The organism is Moraxella sp. TY6 (genome assembly GCF_048551375.1).
GTDB lineage: Bacteria > Pseudomonadota > Gammaproteobacteria > Pseudomonadales > Moraxellaceae > Faucicola.
Window position 1 is genome coordinate 12,855 of sequence record NZ_JBLYZJ010000004.1, and the last position, 24,464, is coordinate 37,318.

At 44.4% G+C, this 24,464-nt stretch carries 16 protein-coding genes and 1 CRISPR repeat array (1 of these 17 only partly in view); of the genes, 9 read left to right on the plus strand and 7 right to left on the minus strand.

From position 1 onward, the window contains the following. Positions 1-4,848: a CRISPR direct-repeat array (repeat unit 28 nt; unit sequence ATTCACCACCGCATAGGTGGCTTAGAAA) (it extends 1,186 nt beyond the left edge of the window). A 181-nt stretch (positions 4,849-5,029) separates the two neighbouring features. The 6 genes from ACK1U4_RS03985 to ACK1U4_RS04010 all read left to right on the plus strand — a co-directional run bounded on the left by ACK1U4_RS03985 (position 5,030) and on the right by ACK1U4_RS04010 (position 14,294). After that, positions 5,030-5,803 carry an ABC transporter ATP-binding protein gene (locus ACK1U4_RS03985; protein WP_419400399.1) on the plus strand — a complete coding sequence of 258 codons (774 nt, stop codon included), beginning with the start codon at positions 5,030-5,032 and terminating at the stop codon, positions 5,801-5,803. Then, positions 5,803-6,777: an ABC transporter substrate-binding protein gene (locus tag ACK1U4_RS03990; RefSeq protein ID WP_419400398.1), complete on the plus strand. Its 975-nt coding sequence runs from the start codon at positions 5,803-5,805 to the stop codon at positions 6,775-6,777. Before ACK1U4_RS03985 ends, ACK1U4_RS03990 begins: the two co-directional genes overlap by 1 nt. Beyond that, on the plus strand, positions 6,767-8,884 hold the full coding sequence (gene fhuB, locus ACK1U4_RS03995) for a Fe(3+)-hydroxamate ABC transporter permease FhuB (RefSeq protein ID WP_419400397.1): 2,118 nt from the start codon (positions 6,767-6,769) through the stop codon (positions 8,882-8,884). The genes ACK1U4_RS03990 and fhuB overlap by 11 nt, the downstream gene beginning before the upstream one ends. Positions 8,885-9,146: 262 nt before the next feature. Then, positions 9,147-11,348, plus strand: a complete 2,202-nt coding sequence (locus ACK1U4_RS04000) for a TonB-dependent receptor (protein WP_419400396.1) — start codon at positions 9,147-9,149, stop codon at positions 11,346-11,348. A gap of 173 nt (positions 11,349-11,521) precedes the next feature. Further along, the gene (locus ACK1U4_RS04005; RefSeq protein WP_419400395.1) at positions 11,522-13,186 is read left to right on the plus strand and encodes a multidrug ABC transporter permease/ATP-binding protein; all 1,665 of its coding nucleotides are present in this window, start codon (positions 11,522-11,524) and stop codon (positions 13,184-13,186) included. 7 nt (positions 13,187-13,193) lie between these two features. Then, complete coding sequence (locus tag ACK1U4_RS04010; RefSeq protein WP_419400394.1) at positions 13,194-14,294, plus strand: SIP domain-containing protein; 1,101 nt, start codon at positions 13,194-13,196, stop codon at positions 14,292-14,294. A gap of 53 nt (positions 14,295-14,347) precedes the next feature. Here ACK1U4_RS04010 and ACK1U4_RS04015 read toward each other — a convergent pair whose 3' ends face one another. The 3 genes from ACK1U4_RS04015 to ACK1U4_RS04025 all read right to left on the minus strand — a co-directional run bounded on the left by ACK1U4_RS04015 (position 14,348) and on the right by ACK1U4_RS04025 (position 18,310). Beyond that, positions 14,348-15,892: a pyridoxal phosphate-dependent decarboxylase family protein gene (locus ACK1U4_RS04015; RefSeq protein WP_419400393.1), complete on the minus strand. Its 1,545-nt coding sequence runs from the start codon at positions 15,890-15,892 to the stop codon at positions 14,348-14,350. Positions 15,893-16,206: 314 nt separating this feature from the next. After that, positions 16,207-16,716, minus strand: a complete 510-nt coding sequence (locus ACK1U4_RS04020) for a transposase (RefSeq protein WP_419400392.1) — start codon at positions 16,714-16,716, stop codon at positions 16,207-16,209. Positions 16,717-16,936: 220 nt separating this feature from the next. Further along, entirely contained in the window at positions 16,937-18,310 is a 1,374-nt protein-coding gene (locus tag ACK1U4_RS04025) for a diaminobutyrate--2-oxoglutarate transaminase (RefSeq protein WP_419400414.1), read from the minus strand. A gap of 695 nt (positions 18,311-19,005) precedes the next feature. On the opposite strand from ACK1U4_RS04025, the gene ACK1U4_RS04030 reads away from it, so the two are divergent. After that, positions 19,006-19,266, plus strand: coding sequence for a type B 50S ribosomal protein L31 (locus ACK1U4_RS04030; RefSeq protein WP_419400413.1), 261 nt, complete (start codon positions 19,006-19,008; stop codon positions 19,264-19,266). Between the two features lie 198 nt (positions 19,267-19,464). Here ACK1U4_RS04030 and ACK1U4_RS04035 read toward each other — a convergent pair whose 3' ends face one another. Next, a complete protein-coding gene (locus ACK1U4_RS04035; protein WP_419400391.1) occupies positions 19,465-19,977 on the minus strand; it encodes an RNA pyrophosphohydrolase in 513 nt (170 codons plus the stop codon). A 296-nt stretch (positions 19,978-20,273) separates the two neighbouring features. Between ACK1U4_RS04035 and ACK1U4_RS04040 the strand changes: the two genes are divergently transcribed. Then, positions 20,274-20,684: an OsmC family protein gene (locus tag ACK1U4_RS04040; RefSeq protein WP_419400390.1), complete on the plus strand. Its 411-nt coding sequence runs from the start codon at positions 20,274-20,276 to the stop codon at positions 20,682-20,684. Between the two features lie 9 nt (positions 20,685-20,693). Continuing rightward, positions 20,694-21,107, plus strand: a complete 414-nt coding sequence (locus ACK1U4_RS04045) for an MAPEG family protein (protein ID WP_419400389.1) — start codon at positions 20,694-20,696, stop codon at positions 21,105-21,107. 34 nt (positions 21,108-21,141) lie between these two features. Here ACK1U4_RS04045 and ACK1U4_RS04050 read toward each other — a convergent pair whose 3' ends face one another. The 3 genes from ACK1U4_RS04050 to ACK1U4_RS04060 all read right to left on the minus strand — a co-directional run bounded on the left by ACK1U4_RS04050 (position 21,142) and on the right by ACK1U4_RS04060 (position 24,449). Then, positions 21,142-22,923 (minus strand): sensor histidine kinase, encoded by a 1,782-nt coding sequence (locus ACK1U4_RS04050; protein ID WP_419400388.1) that lies wholly within the window; start codon positions 22,921-22,923, stop codon positions 21,142-21,144. Between the two features lie 127 nt (positions 22,924-23,050). After that, positions 23,051-23,782 (minus strand): response regulator transcription factor, encoded by a 732-nt coding sequence (locus ACK1U4_RS04055; protein ID WP_419400387.1) that lies wholly within the window; start codon positions 23,780-23,782, stop codon positions 23,051-23,053. A gap of 115 nt (positions 23,783-23,897) precedes the next feature. Next, a complete protein-coding gene (locus tag ACK1U4_RS04060) occupies positions 23,898-24,449 on the minus strand; it encodes a Spy/CpxP family protein refolding chaperone (RefSeq protein WP_419400386.1) in 552 nt (183 codons plus the stop codon). Between the last annotated feature and the right edge of the window lie 15 nt (positions 24,450-24,464).

The following is a 24,464-nucleotide window of genomic DNA, read 5'->3' on the forward strand; positions in this document are numbered from 1 at the left end:
GGTAAAAGCTACCCCATTCACCACCGCATAGGTGGCTTAGAAAAATGCACGATACCGTAATAATCCATGTTCCCTATTCACCACCGCATAGGTGGCTTAGAAATCCGCAATGCCTAACGCACTATTTAAAGATTCAATTCACCACCGCATAGGTGGCTTAGAAATTAATTCACCATTGCGACACGCATAAATCAGAATTCACCACCGCATAGGTGGCTTAGAAACGGATAATGCTAGAGGTAAGCTCCATTAGGTTATTCACCACCGCATAGGTGGCTTAGAAATGTATGGTCGCAAACGCTTAACGATATCTTTAATTCACCACCGCATAGGTGGCTTAGAAAACATTTTGCCAGTCGTCCGCATTTGACGACTCATTCACCACCGCATAGGTGGCTTAGAAAACCTAGAACGCCCCTATGGGGCAAAATTAGCCATTCACCACCGCATAGGTGGCTTAGAAATCAAAGAAGGCAGAGGCTTGTCAATCGACAAAATTCACCACCGCATAGGTGGCTTAGAAACAAAAAAGCCGACATATCAATATCCACCAAAGATTCACCACCGCATAGGTGGCTTAGAAAAGTTTGTCACCCTGCACCGCTTGCCAGTATAGATTCACCACCGCATAGGTGGCTTAGAAAAATAAAAATAGCAACGCCAGCTTCAGCACCAAATTCACCACCGCATAGGTGGCTTAGAAATGCCGCTGCAATGTGGTTGTATTCGAGCCTTAATTCACCACCGCATAGGTGGCTTAGAAAAGAACAGTTAGACGGAGGGAGTCAGCCAATACATTCACCACCGCATAGGTGGCTTAGAAAAAAAACACCGCTAACGAAGTGCAAAACTTTGGATTCACCACCGCATAGGTGGCTTAGAAATCAAAAGGATTATATCATGTCTTATCAAAGCGATTCACCACCGCATAGGTGGCTTAGAAATGCTTCATCACAAGTGGCAAATACAAAGGCTGATTCACCACCGCATAGGTGGCTTAGAAACACCAAACTCACAAGGTTTGATATGCTCGGCAATTCACCACCGCATAGGTGGCTTAGAAAAATAAAAATAGCAACGCCAGCTTCAGCACCAAATTCACCACCGCATAGGTGGCTTAGAAACAATAAAGCCATCAATTACATTTTCAGGAACGATTCACCACCGCATAGGTGGCTTAGAAAGCTCAACAATTTAGGGGGTTGTCTGGTCCTGAATTCACCACCGCATAGGTGGCTTAGAAATATGGTAAGAACCCACAAGGCTTGCAAAAGATATTCACCACCGCATAGGTGGCTTAGAAAAATCTGCCCTTGAATGCCCTGATTTTATTTTTATTCACCACCGCATAGGTGGCTTAGAAATGTGTCGCTATCGGCAAAGAAAATGCTATTTTATTCACCACCGCATAGGTGGCTTAGAAATGTTTCACCGCTGGCGATATTTGCACTACCGCATTCACCACCGCATAGGTGGCTTAGAAATTGATGAAATCCTGCGTATCAAAGAGGCGGTAATTCACCACCGCATAGGTGGCTTAGAAAAAAACTTGTCCTGCTGGTCAAAAGTTAGTTGGTATTCACCACCGCATAGGTGGCTTAGAAAAATCACCGCCTGCACCACTGCCACCAGTCCAAATTCACCACCGCATAGGTGGCTTAGAAACCGTGTATCATTTCAACACACGGGGCATTATTATTCACCACCGCATAGGTGGCTTAGAAAAATCTATCTTCTTTTTGTTGTTGTTGCCTGCTATTCACCACCGCATAGGTGGCTTAGAAAAGTCCGTGTGAGCGAAGCCATTCACGCACATAATTCACCACCGCATAGGTGGCTTAGAAAGTAGCGAGGACACGCTGTCACACACGACCATGATTCACCACCGCATAGGTGGCTTAGAAACAACGTGATTGAGCGTATTGAGCGGTTTTGTCATTCACCACCGCATAGGTGGCTTAGAAAGTCAAGGCTTACTTCATGTTCACGGTGTTGAGATTCACCACCGCATAGGTGGCTTAGAAAACAGTGTGGGCAGTTGATATAGGCTGTTGTTGTATTCACCACCGCATAGGTGGCTTAGAAAACTTTGAAAGCCTGCCATCGTCTTATGATGGTATTCACCACCGCATAGGTGGCTTAGAAAACCAAGTTGTGGTTTTTGGTTTTGGCGATTCTATTCACCACCGCATAGGTGGCTTAGAAATTTTTGTACTAACCAACTGGCGTAAGTATGTCATTCACCACCGCATAGGTGGCTTAGAAATGCTAAATCTTATGCAAAGTCATTACAAAATGATTCACCACCGCATAGGTGGCTTAGAAACCTATGACGATGTTTTGATAATGCCTTGGCTAATTCACCACCGCATAGGTGGCTTAGAAATGTTTAGAGATTTGCACGAATCAGCAAAACAAATTCACCACCGCATAGGTGGCTTAGAAAGTCACAATGGTTAATAGAAATATAACCAAAAAATTCACCACCGCATAGGTGGCTTAGAAAAAAGCCAAAGTCAAGGTAATTGGGTGTTTATGAATTCACCACCGCATAGGTGGCTTAGAAATATAAAGTATTATCCGAAATCTTTGATAAAATATTCACCACCGCATAGGTGGCTTAGAAAAGTACGGTTGCAGGGACTGCCACAAATGTTGTATTCACCACCGCATAGGTGGCTTAGAAAAATACCCAGTTTTGTACTTTGAAGGGTGAATTATTCACCACCGCATAGGTGGCTTAGAAAGTTTATCGTATTTATCCGAAAATGGATGGTCAATTCACCACCGCATAGGTGGCTTAGAAAAACTGTGCCAAATAATTACTACGGCTCTTATAATTCACCACCGCATAGGTGGCTTAGAAACAACCGTGGATGAAGTCATTGAGCAATGCGAAATTCACCGCCACATAGGCGGCTTAGAAATGTAGTTTTTTCCGTCCTTTAACTGGGTGTTTATTCACCGCCACATAGGCGGCTTAGAAAAGATGTGAATAGTGCGATTTTGCTGTCATGGGATTCACCGCCACATAGGCGGCTTAGAAATCATCATCTGAATAAAACTTGCCAAATCCACAATTCACCGCCACATAGGCGGCTTAGAAAATATAAATCACCGCTATATTTTTTACCATGTAATTCACCGCCACATAGGCGGCTTAGAAATTTGGGCGTAAGCATTACGCCCCTACAAAGACATTCACCGCCACATAGGCGGCTTAGAAATGAAACTGGATTGATTGGTGTGCCGTCTGTTGATTCACCGCCACATAGGCGGCTTAGAAATTGTGTCATACAAACACCTCAAGTAAATTTTAATTCACCGCCACATAGGCGGCTTAGAAAACAGCAACAAGACCCTGCGATTGACCTAAACGATTCACCGCCACATAGGCGGCTTAGAAATGTTTTATCTGATTTAGCAAGCTCACTGGTCAAATTCACCACCGCATAGGTGGCTTAGAAATAACAAATTTGCATTATCCATTTTTGCACCTTATTCACCACCGCATAGGTGGCTTAGAAAACTTCGTCATGTATGCTCATCGTGTTTTCTCTATTCACCACCGCATAGGTGGCTTAGAAATCTATAAAGTCCGAGGCGACTACGCCACCATTATTCACCACCGCATAGGTGGCTTAGAAACTGTGCTGATACGCTCTTGGGGAGCATTTGGAATTCACCACCGCATAGGTGGCTTAGAAAGTCAAGTGCTGGATTTTTTTAAGACCTACTGAATTCACCACCGCATAGGTGGCTTAGAAAAAACTCACGCTTGACGGTGGACGGCTTAACTTATTCACCACCGCATAGGTGGCTTAGAAATTATTTTTATTGTCGCCTGTTTTGCTTTTAGTATTCACCACCGCATAGGTGGCTTAGAAATCAATCACTTTTATCAAGTTGCAAAACTCAACATTCACCACCGCATAGGTGGCTTAGAAAAATTTGCAGTATCCATAGCTTTCTTAGCCATAATTCACCACCGCATAGGTGGCTTAGAAAAGTTGGGATAAAACTGTTGCTGGCGGTTGGAAATTCACCACCGCATAGGTGGCTTAGAAATGCTAGTACGCCTAAGCCCACGACTGAACCAAATTCACCACCGCATAGGTGGCTTAGAAATGACTCACAGGCTACGGCATGAAATAAGGATGATTCACCACCGCATAGGTGGCTTAGAAAGCAAATTTTTACACTGTTTTTGCTGATAACTGATTCACCACCGCATAGGTGGCTTAGAAAGCCAAATTTTAGACTTTTATATTTGGCAGACTATTCACCACCGCATAGGTGGCTTAGAAACCGTCACTTGTGATTTATCCCAAACCCAGTCAATTCACCACCGCATAGGTGGCTTAGAAAATACAGCAAAATATTGGGTTTATCCATGTCAAATTCACCACCGCATAGGTGGCTTAGAAAAAAAATAGTCGTGGTGACGTACTGTATGAAAAATTCACCACCGCATAGGTGGCTTAGAAATTAGCGTCCGCTCCCACCAATGTGACTCCAGAATTCACCACCGCATAGGTGGCTTAGAAAGCCTAGCTATTCCCATCTTTGCCACCTACTCAATTCACCACCGCATAGGTGGCTTAGAAATGTAGGGCAGGATATCGTCCTGTCTGCTCAACATTCACCACCGCATAGGTGGCTTAGAAAGTTAAGCGTACCAACTTGGTTAGGCACGGTCAATTCACCACCGCATAGGTGGCTTAGAAAAGTAAGAATTTATGCAATCCGAAAAAACCACGATTCACCACCGCATAGGTGGCTTAGAAAAATGCGTTTTTGGAGGGCGTTAGTGGCAGTATATTCACCAGCTCACAGGTGGCTTAGAAATAATATTGGTAAAATAGCTTTCGGTGGGTTGCTTATCAAGCATATAGGGGATTTTAAACATCATAATAATCTAAATAACAACAGCCTAATTTTTAAGCTATCAATCTAAATTTTAATGATAATAATTACTATTAATGTTATTATTTGCTATTTTTAAAATCTATTTAAAATTAGCCAAATTATGCTTACTATCCAATCACTTACCGTCACTCGCCAACATAAAAACCTACTGCAAAACATCAATGCAACCCTAGAAAAAGGCAAAATCTACGCCCTTATCGGGCATAACGGCTCGGGCAAATCCACGCTGATGAAGGCACTCGCAGGCGAAACCACGCCCACCAGTGGTAAGATTGTATTAGATAATTTTGCTGAACAATCGACCTTTGATTTACCGCCAAAAACCCTTGCCCAACACATCGCCCATTTACCACAAAAACTGCCTGATGCCAGTCATTTTACCGTGGTTGAGTTGGTCATGCTAGGGCGATATCCTTACCAAAAATGGCTACAAAAACCCACCACCCAAGACCATGCGATGGTGCAGGAAGCGATGGCGATGACCCAAGTCACCCAGTTTGCCGAGCAGTCGGTAGCAACGCTGTCTGGGGGCGAGCGAGCAAGGGCGTGGCTTGCGTTGTGTATCGCTCAAGATACGCCTTATCTATTGCTAGATGAGCCACTTGCACCCCTAGATATCGTGTATCAAGTCGAAGTGCTACGTTTAATCAATGACTTGGCAAAACAAAAAAACAAAGCCATCGTGATGATTATTCACGATATCAACCTTGCTTCGCAGTTTTGTGATGAATTTATTGCCCTAAAAAATGGCGAGCTTTGTCATATTGGGGATGTCGCTAGCACCATGCAACCACAAGTATTGGAGCGGATTTTTGGCATCAATTTGCATTTGTTAGAGCATCCTAGCACGGGCAAAAAAGTGGCGGTGGTGTGATGAAAGCCTTGTCCTTATTTATGCCTGCCCTATTAGTCGCCTTAACTGCTTGTCAGCCACAGCAGACACAACAACAGCAACCGACACAAACCCAACAGCCGACTCAGCCAAACGTATCAGCTAATGCACCGCATCAAGCCGTTAAAGTGGTGACGCCTGATTGGGCGATTGCTTCCACGCTGACGGCAATGGGCTATCCACCGTTGGCAGTGGGCGATGTGAAGACTTACCCAGAGTGGGTGGGGAAACCCGAGTTGCCGAGTCAAGTTATTGATTTGGGTGAGCGATTTGCCCCTAATCCAGAACGCTTGGCACAGCTCAAACCTGATGTGATTATTGATAATGACTTCTACGCCCATCTACGTCCGCTATATGGCGACACACCGCATACGGCGATTAGTTTTGTGCCAAAAGGTGAGGTTGCCACTTGGCAGGATTATGCCAAACCCACGCAACAGCTGGGCGATGTCATTCATCAACCGCAACAAGCCGAGCAGTTTTTGACCCAATCTAAACAACGTCTTGGCGAGCTGGGTAAAGCATTTAAGCAAAAACACCCAAATATCAAAAACATCGCTATCGTGCAGTTTGCGGATGCCAATAATCTACGCATTTATACCAATAATAGTTTGTTTAAACCCACCTTTGATATCATGGGGCTAAATTTGATTACCCTTGAAAATCAACTGGGTAAAGGCAATCTGTGGGGGTTTTTACCCATTACTTTGGGCGATTTGGCAAAGTTAGACAATTCGCAACAAGATACCTGTATTGCGGTGGTTGAGCCGTTTAGCCCCATGCTTCGTCAGCAGTTAACCGACAATTTGCTGTGGCAACGCTTGGGCTATGGTCGCACCCAATGTATGACCGTATTGCCACCGATTTGGCTGTATGGGGGTGTGTCATCTATGTTGACCTTTGGCGAACGGCTAAATAAGGCAGAGTTTCAAGGAGGCATTGCCAATGTTAAATAAGCTTGCTGTTAAAAAAACGGTTGCAAATGCTGTTTCTGCTCTTTCACTAACGGCTGAACAGCCCATGCCAAACAAATTAACCTTTGTGAAAAATCCTGCCGTTTTTTGCTTGCTGTTGTTGGTTGGTTTAGCACTATTCACCGCTAGTTTGGTGGTGCAAAAAACTTGGCAATATCCGTTTGCCAGCTTATTTTCCCCATCACAATCACTGGACTTGACCCAAATGGTCGCCCAGTTGCAGATTATACCGACCATGTTGGTGGCGATTTTGGCAGGGGGCTTGTTGGGTGTGGTCAGCGTACTGTTACAGCAATTGGTCAAAAATACTTTGGCTTCGGATACCACGCTTGCGGTCGGTACTGGGGCGGAGTTGGCATTGTTGTTGGTGACGCTGTTTATTCCAAGTTTTGGTTTGTATGGCAGTTTTTCGGTGGCATTTATTGGTTCATTGATGAGCATGGGGTTGGTGTTTGCCATTTCTGCCAATAGTCGTATGAATCCTGTGGTGCTGATTTTAAGTGGCTTGGTAGTGAATATTTTGCTTGCATCCCTGTCTGCATTATTGCTGGTGTTTTTTTCTGAAACGGCGATGGGCGTGATGGTGTGGAGTAGTGGCAATCTTACCCAGTCGAGTTGGCAAACAAGCCAGTTTTTATTGGCGGTCAGTGTGGTGTTGCCGTTGGTGTTGGTGTTATTGCTCAAGCCTTTGACCTTGATGAGCCTTGATGACCGTCAAGCCAAAAGCCTTGGCGTGCCTGTCACAGCGGTACGCTTGATGGTGGTGGCAATCGTGGCAGTGGTGACTGCCAGTGTGGTCAGCCGTGTTGGGATGTTAAGCTTTGTTGGGTTGGCTTCGGCAAGTATGGTCAATGTCTTGGCGATACGCCATGTCGGATGGCGACTGTTGGCAGGGTTTGGCTTTGGGGCGATGTTGTTATGGCTGACGCATAATTTGGTTAGCTTGTTAATGGTATGGCTTGCACCCACGCCCTTAAATTTACCAGTGGGGGCGTTTACAGGCATCTTAGGGGCAGGTTTGATTATTTGGTTGGTGCTTCGCCAAAGCAAACAGCATATCGCCCATGATGAGTCGGCAAATTTTTTAACCGTAAAAGCCAAAGAAAAAACCCTGTCGTTTTGGCTCGGTATGGTGGCAGTGTTGGGGGTGGTCGCTGGTGTCGCCTTGTGTGTCGCTCCCAATGCCCTTGGTGCGTCGTGGCAGTTGACATGGCAAGCAGACATAGGCGTGATTGAGCAATTTCGCTTACCTCGTACCCTATCGGCAATGGCGACAGGTGTGATGCTTGCCACCGCAGGTGTGTTGTTGCAAAGCCTCACTCGCAACCCTATGGCAAGCCCAGAGGTGATGGGAATTAGCTCTGGGAGTGCATTAGGCGTGGTGTTGGCATTTGTGTCTATGCCTGTTTTATTAAAAGTCTTTGGTTTAGAAACTGGCTCAAATGCCGAAATGGGTTTGTTACTACTGGCAGGTTTGGTAGGGGCAGGATTGGTGCTTGGGTTGATTTTGTGGTTGGCTCGCAAGCTATCACCCTCGTATCTATTGTTGGTTGGGGTAGCGATTTCGGCATTGATGACAGGGGTTTTGACCCTAATCAAGGTGTCGGGCGACCCTAGATTACAAGCCATGCTCAGTTGGTTATCTGGCACGACTTATCATGCCAATCCAAGCTCGGCATGGTGGTTGGTGAGTGTGGCTGTGGTGTTGTTTTTGGTGAGTTTTTTGACCCTAAAACCGCTTCGAGTGATGAGCCTAAACGACAGCATCGCTCGCAGTTTGGGTGTGTCGATTAAACGCACCGAAATTGGCATCTTAACCCTTGTCGCTTTGCTGAGTACCGCTTCTACGCTTGCGGTTGGACCATTGAGCTTTATTGGCTTGATGATGCCCCATTTGGCGATGACACTTGGGGCGGTGCGATTGCCTCAGCAGTTGGCATTGTCCGCCCTACTGGGGGCAGGACTGATGATGGTGGCGGATTGGCTCGGTCGCTATGCGATGTTTCCGTATGAAATCCCTGCAGGGGCGATTGTGTCTGTGATTGGTGGCGGGTATTTTTTATGGTTGATGAAAGGGGTGAAAGCATAAACTTTAGTTTGGCTAAACAACCACACATTTAAAAGTTGTAAATATTAATAATAATTGTTATCATTCGTAACATATTTATCGTTTTACTTGTGGTTTATTTCTGTTAAGCAATGAAACAAAATTAAATACCAATACTTATGACCCCACCCCAACCCTCCCCTTAACAGAGGAGGGAGCGGTTCTCCCCCTGAAAAGGGGGAGTTAGAGGGGGTTGATTAAATTTTAATTTAAAATTTTCAGTTACTTATAGGGTTTGATTATTATGCGTTTATCTGTGTTATCTTCTGCCGTACGATATTCTTTAGCCATCAGTGGTCTTGGGTTGTTTTCTAGCCATGTTTTTGCCAACACTGAGCCGATGCCCGAAGCAACGCTCGATGAAATCGTAGTCACTGCCAGTGCGGATGCCTCAAAAACAGGCTTGTCTTCTGCCTATCAAGGCGGTCAAGTGGCGACTGGTAGCCGAGTGGGGATTTTGGGTAATCAATCGACCATGGAAACACCATTTGCGACCACGGCTTATACCAATGATTACCTCAAAGATAAACAAACCACCACGCTGGGCGATGCCCTAAAACGTGATAGTGGCGTGCGTGTGGCTCGTGGTTTTGGCAATTTCCAAGATACTTATTTTATGCGTGGCTTCATCACCTACGCTGACCAAACCATGTTCAATGGCTTGTATGGGATTTTACCTCGTCAGCAGATTGCGACACCGCTATTTGAGCGAGTAGAAGTATTGCGTGGGGCATCAGCGATGGCAAATGGGGCAACGCCTGGGGGTGGCAATGTTGGCGGTACGGTGAGCCTATTGCCAAAACGTGCAGGTAACGAACCCCTCAATGAAGTCACTGTCAGCTATGGGGCAGGCAATCGTGGACAAATCGCCACCGATATCGCTCGCCGTTTTGGTGAAGATGATGCCTTTGGCGTGCGTGTCAATGCCTTGTATGGTGGTGACAAAACCGCAGTGGATGATGAAGCGTCAAGTTTGGGCATGGCATCGGTTGGTGTAGATTATCGTCAAGACAATCTGCGTGTGTCTAGTGATTTGGGCTATCAAAATAACGAGCTTGACCGCCCTCGCCCAAGCGTGACGTTAGCAGGGACAACCACCGTACCCAAAGCCCCAAATGGCGATAAAAACTGGGCACAGCCGTGGACTTTCTCGAATGAAAAAGACGTGTTTGGCACATTGCGAGCTGAATATGATGTGAAGCCAAATCTCACCACTTATATGGCGTATGGCTTTAGAAATGGTAAAGAATCCAACGCCACGGCAAACCTCACCGTCAATCAAAATAATGGCGATGGCACAATTTACCGTTTTGACAATGAGCGTAAAGACCAAGTCAATACAGGTGAAATCGGTGTCAAAGGCAAGTTTAACACCGCTAATGTCAGCCATCAGTGGGCGGTTTCTGCCAATGCCTTTAAACACACCGAAAAAGGGGCGTACCTATTTGATTTAAAAACCTCACCGTCAAATCTGTATCAGCCGACCCAATATGCCAACTACCCATTTTTGTCGGCGTTTGCCAGTGGCGATATGAAAAATCCACAACGCACAGGCGAAACCAAACTCCAAAGCGTGGGCGTGGTTGATACTATGGGCTTTATGCAGGATAAACTACAAGTGACCTTGGGGGCAAGACACCAGTCGCTAGAATCGACCAGTTACAATGCCGATACCCAAGCCGAAACCGCCCATTATGACGAAAGCAAAATCACGCCAATGGCAGGGGTTTTATACAAACTCAATCCGAGCGTGTCCTTGTACGCCAATTATACCGAAGGCTTGGCAGAGGGCGACCGTTCTTATGACCAAACTGCTACCAACTATGGCATTCCGCTTGCCCCAAAAGTATCTAAACAAACCGAAATCGGTGCAAAATATGACAGTGGTGTGATTGGTGGTGGCATTGCCCTATTTAACACCAAACAACCTCGTGCCTATCTGCATGACAATGGTAATGGCACAAAAACCTTCGGTACGTATGGTGAAAACCAACATCAAGGCGTTGAGCTGAATGTGTATGGTAGCCCAACGCATAACACTCGTCTGCTTGGTGGCTTGAGCTATATCAATGCCGAACAAAAAGACACAGGCGACACCGCATCCAATGGTAAAGATGTGATTGGCGTGCCAAAACTGCAAGGCAATATCGGCTTAGAATATGATGTGAGCCAAATTGATGGTCTAACACTGACAGGCGATGTGCTACACACTGGCAAACGCTATGCCGATGCCAACAATACCTTGGCAGTCGATGGGGCAACCACGCTAAATCTTGGGGCAAGATACCAAACCAAATTTGGCACAACCCCTGTGACCTTGCGTGGTGATATCGAAAATGTCACCGACAAAAACTACTGGTCGTCCGTGGGTGGCTACCCAGGGCAAGGTTATCTGAATGCAGGACAACCACGCACAGTGAAACTATCGGCAAGCTTTAAATTTTAAGGGTTCACTGTAAAAAACAACTATCTAACAATCGGATAAAGCTGGCTTTGTCCGATTTTTATTTACCAAGATGATATAGTCATAGAAACAGAAAAATGGGACAAGGCAGGTGAGCGAACCTAACGCAGTAGCATTTTCTGTTTTCGAAGACTATAAACCATAGAAGGAAACCCATGTCCCTCATCACCCTAATTTGGCAACAGCACCGTTTCGCCTTTATCAAAGTCATTTTGCTTAACCTGCTCAATGCCTTGGTCAATGTCGCTATCATCGCTTTTATCAATCGTTACTTGATTGCCAAAGTGAGTGAATCGTCTGGCAGTTGGCAAATTTTGGGGATTTTTCTGTTAGCGATAGTTGGGTTGTTGACCACGACTTTTATTTCCCAACTTGCTTTAACTAAGCTCGGTCATCGCTTTGTGTTTGAGTTACGCTCACAGCTTATCAAACGCATACTGGATACCTCGATTGCCCAAGTCGAAAAAATCGGCAGTGCCAAACTGTTAGCCAGTTTATCCACCGATATTCAGTCGATTACCGTGGCATTTGTGCGATTGCCAGAGCTGGTGCAAGGTGTGATTATCTGTGTCGCCACTGCGGTATATTTGGGGTTTTTGTCCGTGCCGATGTTACTGGTGGTTATCGGCTGTATTGCGGTGACCGTGCTGATTAGCAGTCAGCTTGTGCGTCATGTGTATGTGCATTTAGCCAACATACGAGATATCAATGACGAATTATACGAAGATTATCAAAGTGTTATCGAAGGTCGCAAGGAATTGGCATTAAACCGTGAACGTGCCAAACGCTTGTTTGAGCAAGACTACCAACGTCATGCCAATGACTATTATGACCATATTGTCAAAGCCGATACCTTTCATCTATCAGCGGTGAGTTGGTCAAATATTATGATGTTCGCCATTATTGGGGTGATTTATGCGTTGGCAAATATTTACCATTGGGTTGATACCGCTACAGCAACAACTTTTGCTCTAACTGTACTCTTTATCCAATCGCCATTGCTGATGGCGATTGGGGCGTTTCCCACCGTGCAAACTGCCAAAGTCGCCCTAGAAAAAATCCAATCACTACAGCTTGCCGACTATCAAGCCGAATTTAACACCCAACTCACCCACCCAAATTGGCAAATGATTGAGATGAAAAATGCCCGCTATCATTATGATAATGCGTCAAACTTTAGCCTAAAAAATATCAATTTTTCGCTCAAACGTGGCGAAGTGGTGTTTTTGATTGGGGCAAATGGTAGCGGAAAATCCACCTTTGCCAAACTGATAACAGGGCTATATCAACCGAATGTTGATGAGCAAAACAGTGGCATTTATGTGGACAATCAGCTAATCACTGCCACAGATTATGACGGCTATCGCCAGTTGTTTTCGGCAATTTATAGTGATTTTCATCTGTTCAAAACCGTGATGGGGCAAGGCGACAATGCCCCCAATGATGAGCTGATTGATAACTGGCTAAACATTCTTGCCATCAAACAAAAAGTCACGCTTACCAATCACCAATTAAGTACCACAGAGCTGTCGCAAGGGCAACGCAAACGCCTTGCCATGTTGTTGGCGATAGCGGAAGAAAAATCTATTTTGCTACTGGATGAATGGGCGGCAGACCAAGACCCTGCGTATCGCCGTGTATTTTATCACGATATTATTCCGATGCTACAGCAGATGGGCAAAACCTTGTTGATTATCAGCCATGACGATAGTTATTTTGAACGAGCGGATAGGTTGCTTTTGATGAAAAATGGCGAACTCAGCGAACTGACAGGCATGGCACGGGAACAAGCCAGTCACGATGCGATTGGGGTGATTTGACAAAATGATGCACACGCAAAACCTGACCCCATTTAATGCCCTAGAAATCGCTGAAATCATTGAGCATATCAACGAAGACCATCTTGATGATATGAAAAATATGGCAATGGGGTTGCTCGGCTTAAGTAAAGCCCAACAAAAAAGCCTGCAAAAAGTGATGTTACAGCAGATTTATCAACAAGGCTTGTTGTTGGATTTGCAATTTGAACAGGGCGACAAAAACCAACACAGCCAACACAGTCAACAAAGTCAATTTTTGGCATTTGACCAAACCATCGAATCCCTTGAACTGCTCAATGAACAATACGTCATTTTGTTGCAACGTAGCGACCGCAAGCAAGGCAAACAAACCATCGAAATCCAACAACGCCAATTTGTCTTACAATCGGTCAGCCAAGTCAGCCAAAATATATACCGTTTGACTGTACAATCCACCAGTGATTTATCCACCTTGCCTGCTGGCTATGCGTTTTTATTTGACGTAAGATTATCTAATACCGATTTGACCAAATACCCTCGACCTTACCGCTACTACACGCTCCGCAAGGCTTGGCAACAAGTCAACCCACAAGGCGAAACGCAATATTTGGCATGGCTAGACGTGTATTGTCATGGTGAAAAAAACGCTGAAATCAGTCTTGGTGAAACATGGGTAAAATCACTACAAGCGGATGATGTAATTCTGAGTGAAAGAGAATTTCCCGAAAAGCTTGAGCATCTGATGGGGCAAAGCCTATTGATTGCCGATGAAACCTCATTGCCCACCGTGGCACGCTTATTGGAACTTTGGCAACAGCCATTACCACCCGTGGTGATGGTTTATTTACAGGATGAAAAGGATTTGGCATATTTGGACGAAGTGATAAACCAACAGTCCGCTAAGGTATCGCCAGTGATTTTGCCTGTCATAGCCAATCATGCTCAAACAGCCCACGAGCAGATTTTTGCCACGCTTAATGATTTTTTAGCCAGTCACTCATTAAAAATCGACAGCGTATGGGGCGGATTGGAAGCACAAACCACCAAAAAACTACGCCCTATGCTGTGTGATGTTTTGCAGATGCACCGTGAAAATATGGTTGTTAAGGTGTATTGGCGAGCTGATTAGCAAAAGTGTTGGGCTGGCATGCTCAACCCAACTTACCAAGACACCATGATTGATTACGCAATCGCAGGTTGATAATCACCTTTGGCAATGCTGTCTTTAATGCTATCGGCTTTTGCCAACACTTGAGCAAGCAAGGCTTTAACGCTATCCAAAGTCGCAATTGGGCTTAACGTGGTCATTTTGAGCGATTGTACATCACGCTGACTATCCACCACACGAGTAACCCCAATATTCGCCTCGCCTTCGGCAAACAACTCATCGGCTACGTTTTGGTTTAGACTGTCAATAAACTCCGTTGGATAGCCGTTTGGCACGACACGGAATAACACTGAGGCAAATTGTGGCTCAATTAACAACTCCAAGCCATCGGTTGCCTTGATATAGTCCGCCACTTCACGAGTGAGTTTGACACCGTGGTCAATCATCGAGCCGTACAGGCTTTCGCCCAATGCCTCTACCGTAAACCATAATTTTAACGCATCAAAACGGCGAGTGGTTTGCAGGGATTTTGACACCAAATTCGGCACGCCATGTTCTTCATCATACGCCGAGTTGAGGTATTCCGCTTCATAGTGCATAAAGCGGTAGTTGGCTTCGTCTTTGAGCAAAAATGCCCCACACGAGATACTTTGGAAATAATGTTTATGAAAATCAAGCGTCACCGAATCGGTCAATTCAATGCCATCAAGCCAGTTGCGATAGTCATTTGACAATAGCAACGCACCGCCCCACGCCGCATCAACGTGCATCCAAGTGTTGTATTGGTTGGTCAATTCACGGATTTGTTTGAGTGGGTCAATCGCCCCTGCATCAGTCGTGCCAGCAGTCGCCACCACACAAGCGATGATATTGCCTTTGGCGGTTTGCTCCTGCATGATACGCTCAAGCTCGGCAACGTCCATTTGGGCGTTGTCATTGACAGGTACGGCAATCACCGATTGAAAGCCCATGCCCATCATCGCCATGTTTTTTTGCACGCTAAAATGAGCATTGGCAGAGCATAGCACTTTGACTTTTTTCATCGCATCGCTTGGGATACCGTCACGCTGTACCGACCATGCTTGACCATTATCATCTTTCCAGTTTTTTGAAATACAAGCATCACGAGCCAATAACACGCCCATCAGATTCGACTGCGTACCGCCCGATGTAAACACGCCTGCTTGCCCTTTGCCGTAGCCGACTTTTTGGCGTAACCAGTCGATAAGTTGCACTTCCATCAATGACCCTGCTGGGCTTTGGTCCCATGAGTCCATCGATTGATTGGTGGCGTTAATCATCACTTCGGCGATTTGACTGGTGACAAGGGTCGGACAGTGCAAATGAGCCAGTGAGTATGGGTGATGGACTTTTAGGCTTTTATTTAAAAACAGCTCAGTCATGCGTTCAAGGGCTTTATCCATGCCCATGCCGTCTTTTGATGGTTCAAAGTTAATCGCTTGACGCAATTCACGGATTGAGCCACCTGTGTACATTTTGTCGTTTTTTAGCCAGTTGCTGACGGCTTGCACCGCTTGATTCATGGCGGTTTGGTAGTCGTTGATAGATTTGTCATCACGACATAGTAAGGCTTGTTGGTGGTTTGATAAATTTGACATCTTTTTCCCTTTAATTATTTGATAAATGGTGGTAATCGTAGGGGCGTATTGCATACGCCCTAGTACAAATAATCTAGTTTAAATTTCATTGACAATCAATTAGGAATAACACATTAAACATTGGGCGTATTCAATACGCCCCTACAGTCTGCCTTTTTTTCAACAACAAATATAATACCAAACCCAATAAATCTCGTATTGTAGGGACTTATTGCATAAGCCCAATATTTAGAATCTTAAATAGGGCGTAAGCATTACGCCCCTACGGCTTTAACTTTTGGGTTTGGTATAAGGGTAAAGTCGCCATGCCCAATTTAACATTCAGTATAAAAACAATCATCTTGCCAAGTTAAGGGATTATTGACAATGTATTGGGCTATTGTTTGATAGGCGGTTTCATTACGAATAATGTGTTCGTGATAATTTCGTTGCCAAGGTGAAAACCCTAACGTGGATTTTAACTGACTTGTCACCGCAGATTTATAGCCTCGAACAATTGCTCCTAGGTTATTGGAAGGGGATTGTAAGGTATTGGGGGTTGTTGATGTTAGGTTTTGCTGAATATGAACAATAGCGTGCATATGATTTGGCATTACCACAAATTCATCAAGCAATAAGTCTTTGCGTTTTTCAATGGTATTTAGCCACTCTTGATGAGCAACTAAACCATGATGGTTTAAACACATTTGACCATTGCGAATATTACCAAATAACGGCATACGTTCAACACAACAAATCGTGATAAAGTAATATCCGACTGACGCATAATCGTAGCCCTTTAAACGGACACTTTGGCGGTGATGAATCTCTGGATTGTATGCCATGATGACCTATCCAAAAAAATATCTATGGTAAATCCCATGTAAGGGGAATATTGCATCTGCCTATTTTGAATTTGGTAAATGGGATAATGGTAGGGGTGTATTGCGTGTGTTCATTTTAAATTTTAAAAATTGCAAATGTAGGGGCGTATTGAATACGCCCCTACCAAACGGTTTTATTTCTAATCTAAAAAACTAGCATACACCCCTCAGCAATTATCTCTTAACCCCTTGTGGCTTTCAGAGCATCCACCAACGCCAATTTAAAGCGTTTCACCGCCTCATCACATTCCGCCTCAGAAATCACCAATGGGGCTAACAAACGAATCACCGTACCACCACGACCGCCTTTTTCAAGCAATAATTTATGCTTAAAGCACGCCGTTTGAATCGCCGCCGCCAACGCAGAATCCGCAGGATACGAGCCGATACGGTCTTTTGGCTGACGTTCATCGACAATCTCAATCCCAAGCATCAAGCCACGTCCACGCACATTGCCGATACATGGGAACGCTTTGGCAAGCTCATTAAAGGCAGTTTTTAGCTGTTCGCCACGAGCTTTGACATTATCAAGCACACCGCCATTTTTGATGGCATTCATCACCACAAGCCCAGTCGCCATCGCCATTTGGTTGCCACGGAACGTGCCTGTATGTCCTGCAGGTTGCCATGCGTCAAATTGCTTATTCACCGCAAGCACCGCCAACGGCAAGCTACCACCAATCGCTTTACTCATCACCACGATATCAGGCAAAATCCCTGCTTGCTCAAAGGCAAACATATCGCCAGAGCGACCAATCCCTGCTTGCACTTCATCGACAATCAGCACGATACCATGTTTGGCAGTGACTTCACGCACTTTTTGTAGCCATTTGACAGGGGCAGATACCACGCCACCTTCGCCTTGAATCGCCTCCAAAATCACACACGCAGGCTTGACCACGCCACTTTCGACATCTTCGATAAAGTTCTCAAAGTAATAGGTCAAAGCCTCCACACCTGCTTCACCACCCAATCCAAGCGGACAACGGTACTCATGCGGATACGGCATAAACTGCACGCCTGCCATCAAATTACCGACTTTTTCCTTGGCAGATAAATTACCTGTCATCGCCAGCGAACCATGTGTCATACCATGATAACCACCGCTAAAGGCAATCACATTATCACGACCTGTATAAGTCTTGGCAAGTTTCACCGCTGCCTCTGTGCCGTCCGCACCTGTTGGGCCACAAAACTGTAAGACATACTGGTCTTTAGGAAAAAATGACAATAACTGCTCAGTAAAAGCATCTTTTAAAGGCGTGGTGATATCCAGCGTATGCAGTGGTAAGCCACTGGTCAATACGTCTTGAATCGCACCAATCACATCAGGGTGGTTATGCCCCAGTGCCAGTGTACCTGCACCTGCAAGGCAGTCAAGATACTCATTGCCCTCAACATCGGTCACAATACAACCATGGGCTTTGGCAATCGCTAGGGGAAGTTTACGAGGATAACTACGGACATTGGATTCCATCGAGTTTTGACGGCTCAAGTAGTAGTCGTTCGTGGCAGAAGAAATAGGATTAACAGGGGTTGCTAATTTGGCAAGCATTTGGCTCATATCGGATTACCATCTCAGATAAGCGTTGAATAAGTTAGTTTTTGGGCTATCTTTCTCGAACATTGTTAATTAATTGTCAAAAAATACCGCTAGGCAGATTTTTTGACGCTCAAAGAAAAACGTTATATCCCCACTTCTCAAACTTGCATTTGTCAGTTGCTGATATAACGTTTTTTATATGGGGGCATCATACCGATTTTTTAAGAAAAATAAAGCCTTTTTTGATAAATAGGGCAAAAAAACGGTATGAAAACGCCATTTATTCGATAATAGTTTTTAATTGCCAAGTTTATTTTTTAACTTGAGTGACTTAAATCCAAATTAAATCCAAAATTGAAATGCTAGAATTTTGGGCGTAAGTAGTATGCCTGTTATTGCGAGTTTAAGTTGTTTAAGTAACTATTATCAAAAAATCACCTTGCTTTTTTGAGCATAACTGGGTAAAATTTTGCTTCTATTTTATCCGTTACTTTTTATTCCTTAATCCTGTGTTGGCTTAATCGGTTAAACTGGTAGTTTTGAGTTTTATAGCAAATAAAAATAAGATAGCGTTTGTAGGGGCGTATTGCATACATCCTATTATCAAGCATCGAAGTCTTATTTTTAATTAAATTGTTTATAGCTAACCCAAATCGCTCACCAAAAACCGCAGTCTAATTGGCAGGATACTAACCGAGATGATGACCATGCGTGCAGATATCCACCCAGATTACCATGAAGTATTATTCCACGACACCAACGCTGATGTATACTTCCTAACCCGTTCTACCATCAAAGCGAAAACCACTCGTGAATACCAAGGCAAAGAATACCCATACATTGCCCTTGATATTTCAAGTGCGTCACACCCTTTCTACACAGGTGAACAACGCAAAACCCAAAACGAAGGTCGTGTTGCCAGCTTCAACAAACGCTTTGGTGCGTTTGCAGGTCGTGCAAAAAAATAAGCCTCGGCTTTGGCAAAATACTAGCCACAATAAAAACCCCACTAACATCACTGCTAGTGGGGTTTTTATTTTAGGGCTTACGCAACAATACCATTTGTAGGTTGGGTGGAAGAATGACACCCAACATAAACCATTCAAATTGTTGGGTATCGCAAGCTCTACCCAACCTACGATTTGGTTAAATGCGTAAGTCCATATTTAATAAATCAACGCCGTTTTTGGCAATAACAATTCTCGTTTCAACGGTAACTGAGGCGATAACTCAAGCAATGCTCGCCGATACACATTGCGTTTGAACGCCACCACTTGATTGAGCGGATACCAATAACTGACCCACTCCCAATGGTCAAACTCGGGTTTTGCCGTATCAAAACGGATATACTGCACATTTTTCTCATCTAGCTGAAGCAAAAACCACTTTTGTTTTTGCCCAATACACAACGGCTGTTGACCTTGACGCACGAATCGCTTTGGCAAGCGATAACGTAGCCAATTTTGGGTTTGTGATAACAGTTTGACATGTTCTGGATACAAGCCAACCTCTTCCCACAGCTCACGATACATTGCATCGACTGGCGTTTCGCCATAGTCAATGCCACCTTGCGGAAACTGCCAAGCATCGTGTCCGACACGCTTTGCCCATAGCACTTGCCCTTGTGTATTTGCCAAGATGATACCGACATTGGCTCGAAAGCCTTCTGCATCAATCATGACGATTACCTTTTTTAATGTTAAAAAAGACAGGTAATCACATTATCTAAGTTTTTTGGTTGGGAGTTTCCCAACATTATTTAAGTTTAGTTAAGTTGCATCATAAAAATCATCTACGAACCTACATGCTTTTATTATTATACGAAAAAACAGGGACAATGTTTTCACTGTCGTTATTGCTGTCTATTAAACCAGTTTTTTGCCCAAAAGTGTAATGTTTATTTGCGATAAATTGTTTCACAGCGATAAAAAAGGCATAATAGGGCTAAAATTTTATCTAAATTTTAAGGAAAATTATGAAAGCCCATGTCAAATGGTTAAATAATGAGGCAATTAATTTTGAAGCCGTGAATGAAACAGGCAATACCGTCATCATGGACGCCGAGCAGAAACTTGGGGCAAAACCGATGGAGCTGATTTTGATGGGCGTGGGCGGTTGCACCAGTTATGATGTGGTGAGCATCCTCAAAAAAGGTCGTCAAGCGATTACTGATGTACAATGCGAACTCACCGCCCAACGTGCCGATGCGATTCCTGCGGTGTTTACCGATATTCATTTGCACTTTATCGTTAAAGGCTCAAACCTTGATGAAGCCAAAGTCAAAAAAGCCATTGAGCTATCTGCCGAAAAATACTGCTCGGCAAGCAAAATGCTGGAGGCAGGCGGTGTCAAGATTACCCATGATTATGAAATTGTCGAAGCGTAAGGATACATTATGTTTTCATGGTTGCCTGCAACGAATAGTAGCGTGATTTTGGCGATGGTGGTGGCGTGTCTTTTACCAATTGTATTTGCCATTATTGCCAAAAGTTTGGGCGGTTTTAAGCCAGCAGATAATACCAATCCAAGGGTATTTATGGCAAATTTGACAGGGGCATCCGCTCGTGCCAATGCCGTCCAACAAAACAGCTATGAAAGTTTGCCAATATTTTTAGCATCGGTGGTGGTGGCGTTGTTGTTTTTTGTACCGTTGGCAGTGGTAGCGAAGTTGGCGTGGCTATATGTGGTACTGCGTGTCATCTATGGCTTGGCGTATATTGCCAATTGGTCAACCTTTCGCTCGGTGATTTGGGCGTTAAGTATGGCGTGTCCGCTGATGTTGTTTTATTTGGTGGTGCGATTAAGTTAGTGATTGGTTGGGGTTATCCCAACCTTGATTTTAATTAGCCACCTTTTTTTACCATCTGTTGTTGTTTGACAGGTAGGGTAATCAAAAACCGAGTATGACCGTTTAAGGTATCGGTGATAATCGTACCGTTATGGGCAGTGACAATCTGTGATACCAACGATAATCCCAAACCAGAGCCTTTTTTCTCCTGTTGCAATCGCACAAATGGGCTAAAAATCTCACGGCGTTTTTCGAGCGGAATGCCTGTGCCTTGGTCAATAATCGCAATACGAATGCGTTGATAATTGGGTGGGGTCGGCGTGTCGACTTTTTTACGAGAAAATCGGATGGGTTTGCTTTTGGGCAATAGTTTATCCAGCCGAGTTTCTTTGGTGGATTTGGTGGTTGTGGGCAGATTTAGTGTGTCAGTTTCTGTATGTTTATCTGCTTTATCTTGTTGCAGTGTTGGGTCTTGAGATGGTTCTGACTCGGTGTTGTCTGTTGAGTCTGTGATATCCGTGGCAGTTGGCACAGTTGGCTCAGAGTTTACCAGTTCAATATCTGTCGATGATACAGGCTCAGACTGGGTAAGGGTGGTGTCATTCTCTTCATAAGTTTTATCCTCATCAGCTTTATCTTCATCCGCCCCTTTGTCATACGTCATCATTGGTAAGTCAAGGATATTGCCTGCCTCATCAATGGCATATAATTCAACCGCCACAGGTGGGACACCGTGCAGATGGGCATTGTCTAATAAATTGCGAATCATGTGGGTGAGTAGCCCAGATTGTCCTTCAATGCGTAGATGCGAGCCATTAAAACTGGCTTGTGGGTAATGCTGTACTTCATTTTTAATCAGTTGGTATAAATCGACTTGTGCCATTTTTTCGATGGCGTGACCTGCGTCCATACGGCTGACTAGCAAGATACTTTCGACCAAATCATTTAAGCCTGTCAAGTCACGGTTGATGGCGGTGGCACGTTTGTCAAACTTTTCTTGGGCTTTGGGGTCAAGTTGATGGGCAAGCATACTCATCATTTCCACTTGTAGCCGAATGCGAGTGATGGGCGTGCGAATTTCATGTGAGGCGTGAGCCAATAGCAGTTTATTGGCATTCATCAAGGTTTCGATACGTTCTGCAGTTTGGTTAAAGCCTCTGGCTAAAATGGTGATTTCATCATTGCCGACAGGGGTCACACGCACCGAAAAATCCCCATTGCCCAGTTGGGTAATTTGTTTACTGAGCTGGTTAATCCGCCATGTCATAGTACGAGCAATCACCCACAGCATCCCTGACATAATTAGCAATAATAATAATGTGCCTGTAATCAGATTAATGGTAGGCGAAATAGGGTGTTTTTTGCTGAGATTGGATTGGTAAAACAGCACATAGCCAGATTGACTATTGATTTGAACTTGCGTGGGTAAATTGGGGTCATCATGGGGGAGTAGGGTAGACAGGAAAGGCGGTTTTGGCGGTAATGTTGGCGGTAAACCGTGCATCAGCAAAATCGCTTGCTGAGTGTTGGCATCATATAAGCCAAATTTGGCATTCAGCGATTCACTATATACACCAAAGCTACGCCGTATCAACGCCAAGAGATAACGACTTTCTAGGTTTTGCCCCGTTTGTTGGCTTTCTCGCAGTTCTTGTAATAACGGCTCAATTTGCTGAGTGACTTGACTGGCGATGACCTGATGGCGAGTATTGGCAGAGGTGTCATGCACAAGATGGGTCAAAATCACCATCGCAAAGGCAAATAAAATCAATGCCAGCATCACACTGGCAAAGAGTTTGATAAACACACTGTCAAATTTTAACAAACGATTTTTCACAAATTATCCGAGGCAAGTTGTTTTTATCATTACCATAGTGAATTAAATCAGAAATAATACGTTGAGATTTTGGGCGTATGCAATACGCCCCTGCAAATTTTTCTTAATTCTAATTTAAACGACTCTATTATACTTGGTCGGTAGCGAATTGATAACCCACCCCACGCACGGTAATAATGCGTTTGGGTTGGCGAGGGTTGTCCTCAATCAAGGCTCGCAAACGTGAAATATGCACGTCAATCGCTCGGTCGATATTGTCACTGCTGTCATCATTGGGCATGGCGTGCCACAGTTGTTCACGGCTTAATACCTTACCAGAATGGGTGGCAAAATAATGCAATAGCTGGAACTGGTGCGTGGTCAAGCGTACCGCTTCATCATCAATGGTGACTTCATGGCTATCTGGATAGACTTTCAGGCGACCAAATACCAAATTATCTTCTTTAGATTGGTGTAATGGTAAGTCGTGACGGCGTAGTACCGCACGAATCCGAGCCAATAGCTCACGAGGTTCAAATGGCTTGGCGATATAGTCATCCGCTCCCATTTCTAAGCCCAATACACGGTCAGTGGTATCGCCTTTGGCGGTGAGCATGATAATGGGAAGCTGTGCCAAACGGCTGTCTTTGTTTTGGCGGATTTTTTGACAGACCTGCATACCATCCATATCAGGAAGCATTAAGTCAAGAATCAATAAATCAATGTCATGGGTTTGACCGTTTAGACGCTCTAGCCCTTCGGTAGCGGTGGGGGCGTGTACCACTTCATAATAATTCATGCTCAAGTATTCACTGATTAATTCTGCCAAATCTGGGTCATCTTCAATGAGTAAAATGCGTTTGGTGCTACTGTCGTCCATTGTGGTCTCCAAAAATTAGATATTTTATTTTTTTATACAACAAAACGGCTATACCCTCATAATCATTTGATTATCAAGGTAAGCCGTATCAATGATGGTGTGGTTTAACGGTCAATTAGCGACCTTGTGCCATACCTTTTCTCATGCCTTGGCTTTCATACAATTTTAACTGTTGTTCAGGCGTAAGAATGTTCAAGAATTGTTGCTGTTGTTGTTGATGTAGGCTAAAAAACTGCTCCATCACGGCTTGTTTTTGTTTATGCAATGCCAATAGGGTAGCGGTACTTGCCCCTGCTTGCTTTTGTTTGGCGATGTTGTCATCATACTGTTGAAGCGTGGTATGTAGCTGTTGCATTTTGGTTTGGTTTTGGGTGCGAAGCTGTTCTAGTTGGGTTTTTTGGGCATCTGTCAAGCCAAGCTCATCCATGTGGCGAGCCATCATATTGCCTTTACCACCTTTTACGCCTTTTTCAGTTTTATTCATATCGCCTTTACCCTGTTTCCAGCCAAATGCTTTACCTTGAGGGGCAGAGGTTTTGGCTTGTTGAACGGCGGTATTTGCCACAGTTTTGGTGTTTACTGAGTTGTCTGCGAAACTAGCCGTGGCAAGGGTTAAGCCTAAAATACTGGTTGAAATTGCTAAGGTAGATTTGGTAAATAAGTTCATGTGTGTCATCCCAAT

What these genes read in the sequence shown, in the direction of transcription:
- ACK1U4_RS04005 (WP_419400395.1), top strand. Translation starts at nt 11,522, where the DNA reads ATGTCCCTCATCACCCTAATTTGGCAACAGCACCGTTTCGCCTTTATC.
- ACK1U4_RS04000 (WP_419400396.1), top strand. Translation starts at nt 9,147, where the DNA reads ATGCGTTTATCTGTGTTATCTTCTGCCGTACGATATTCTTTAGCCATC.
- ACK1U4_RS03990 (WP_419400398.1), top strand. Translation starts at nt 5,803, where the DNA reads ATGAAAGCCTTGTCCTTATTTATGCCTGCCCTATTAGTCGCCTTAACT.
- ACK1U4_RS04040 (WP_419400390.1), top strand. Translation starts at nt 20,274, where the DNA reads ATGAAAGCCCATGTCAAATGGTTAAATAATGAGGCAATTAATTTTGAA.
- ACK1U4_RS04020 (WP_419400392.1), bottom strand. Translation starts at nt 16,716, where the DNA reads ATGGCATACAATCCAGAGATTCATCACCGCCAAAGTGTCCGTTTAAAG.
- ACK1U4_RS03985 (WP_419400399.1), top strand. Translation starts at nt 5,030, where the DNA reads ATGCTTACTATCCAATCACTTACCGTCACTCGCCAACATAAAAACCTA.
- ACK1U4_RS04030 (WP_419400413.1), top strand. Translation starts at nt 19,006, where the DNA reads ATGCGTGCAGATATCCACCCAGATTACCATGAAGTATTATTCCACGAC.
- ACK1U4_RS04015 (WP_419400393.1), bottom strand. Translation starts at nt 15,892, where the DNA reads ATGTCAAATTTATCAAACCACCAACAAGCCTTACTATGTCGTGATGAC.
- ACK1U4_RS04055 (WP_419400387.1), bottom strand. Translation starts at nt 23,782, where the DNA reads ATGGACGACAGTAGCACCAAACGCATTTTACTCATTGAAGATGACCCA.
- ACK1U4_RS04060 (WP_419400386.1), bottom strand. Translation starts at nt 24,449, where the DNA reads ATGAACTTATTTACCAAATCTACCTTAGCAATTTCAACCAGTATTTTA.
- ACK1U4_RS04045 (WP_419400389.1), top strand. Translation starts at nt 20,694, where the DNA reads ATGTTTTCATGGTTGCCTGCAACGAATAGTAGCGTGATTTTGGCGATG.
- ACK1U4_RS04025 (WP_419400414.1), bottom strand. Translation starts at nt 18,310, where the DNA reads ATGCTTGCCAAATTAGCAACCCCTGTTAATCCTATTTCTTCTGCCACG.
- ACK1U4_RS04010 (WP_419400394.1), top strand. Translation starts at nt 13,194, where the DNA reads ATGCACACGCAAAACCTGACCCCATTTAATGCCCTAGAAATCGCTGAA.
- ACK1U4_RS04035 (WP_419400391.1), bottom strand. Translation starts at nt 19,977, where the DNA reads ATGATTGATGCAGAAGGCTTTCGAGCCAATGTCGGTATCATCTTGGCA.
- fhuB (WP_419400397.1), top strand. Translation starts at nt 6,767, where the DNA reads ATGTTAAATAAGCTTGCTGTTAAAAAAACGGTTGCAAATGCTGTTTCT.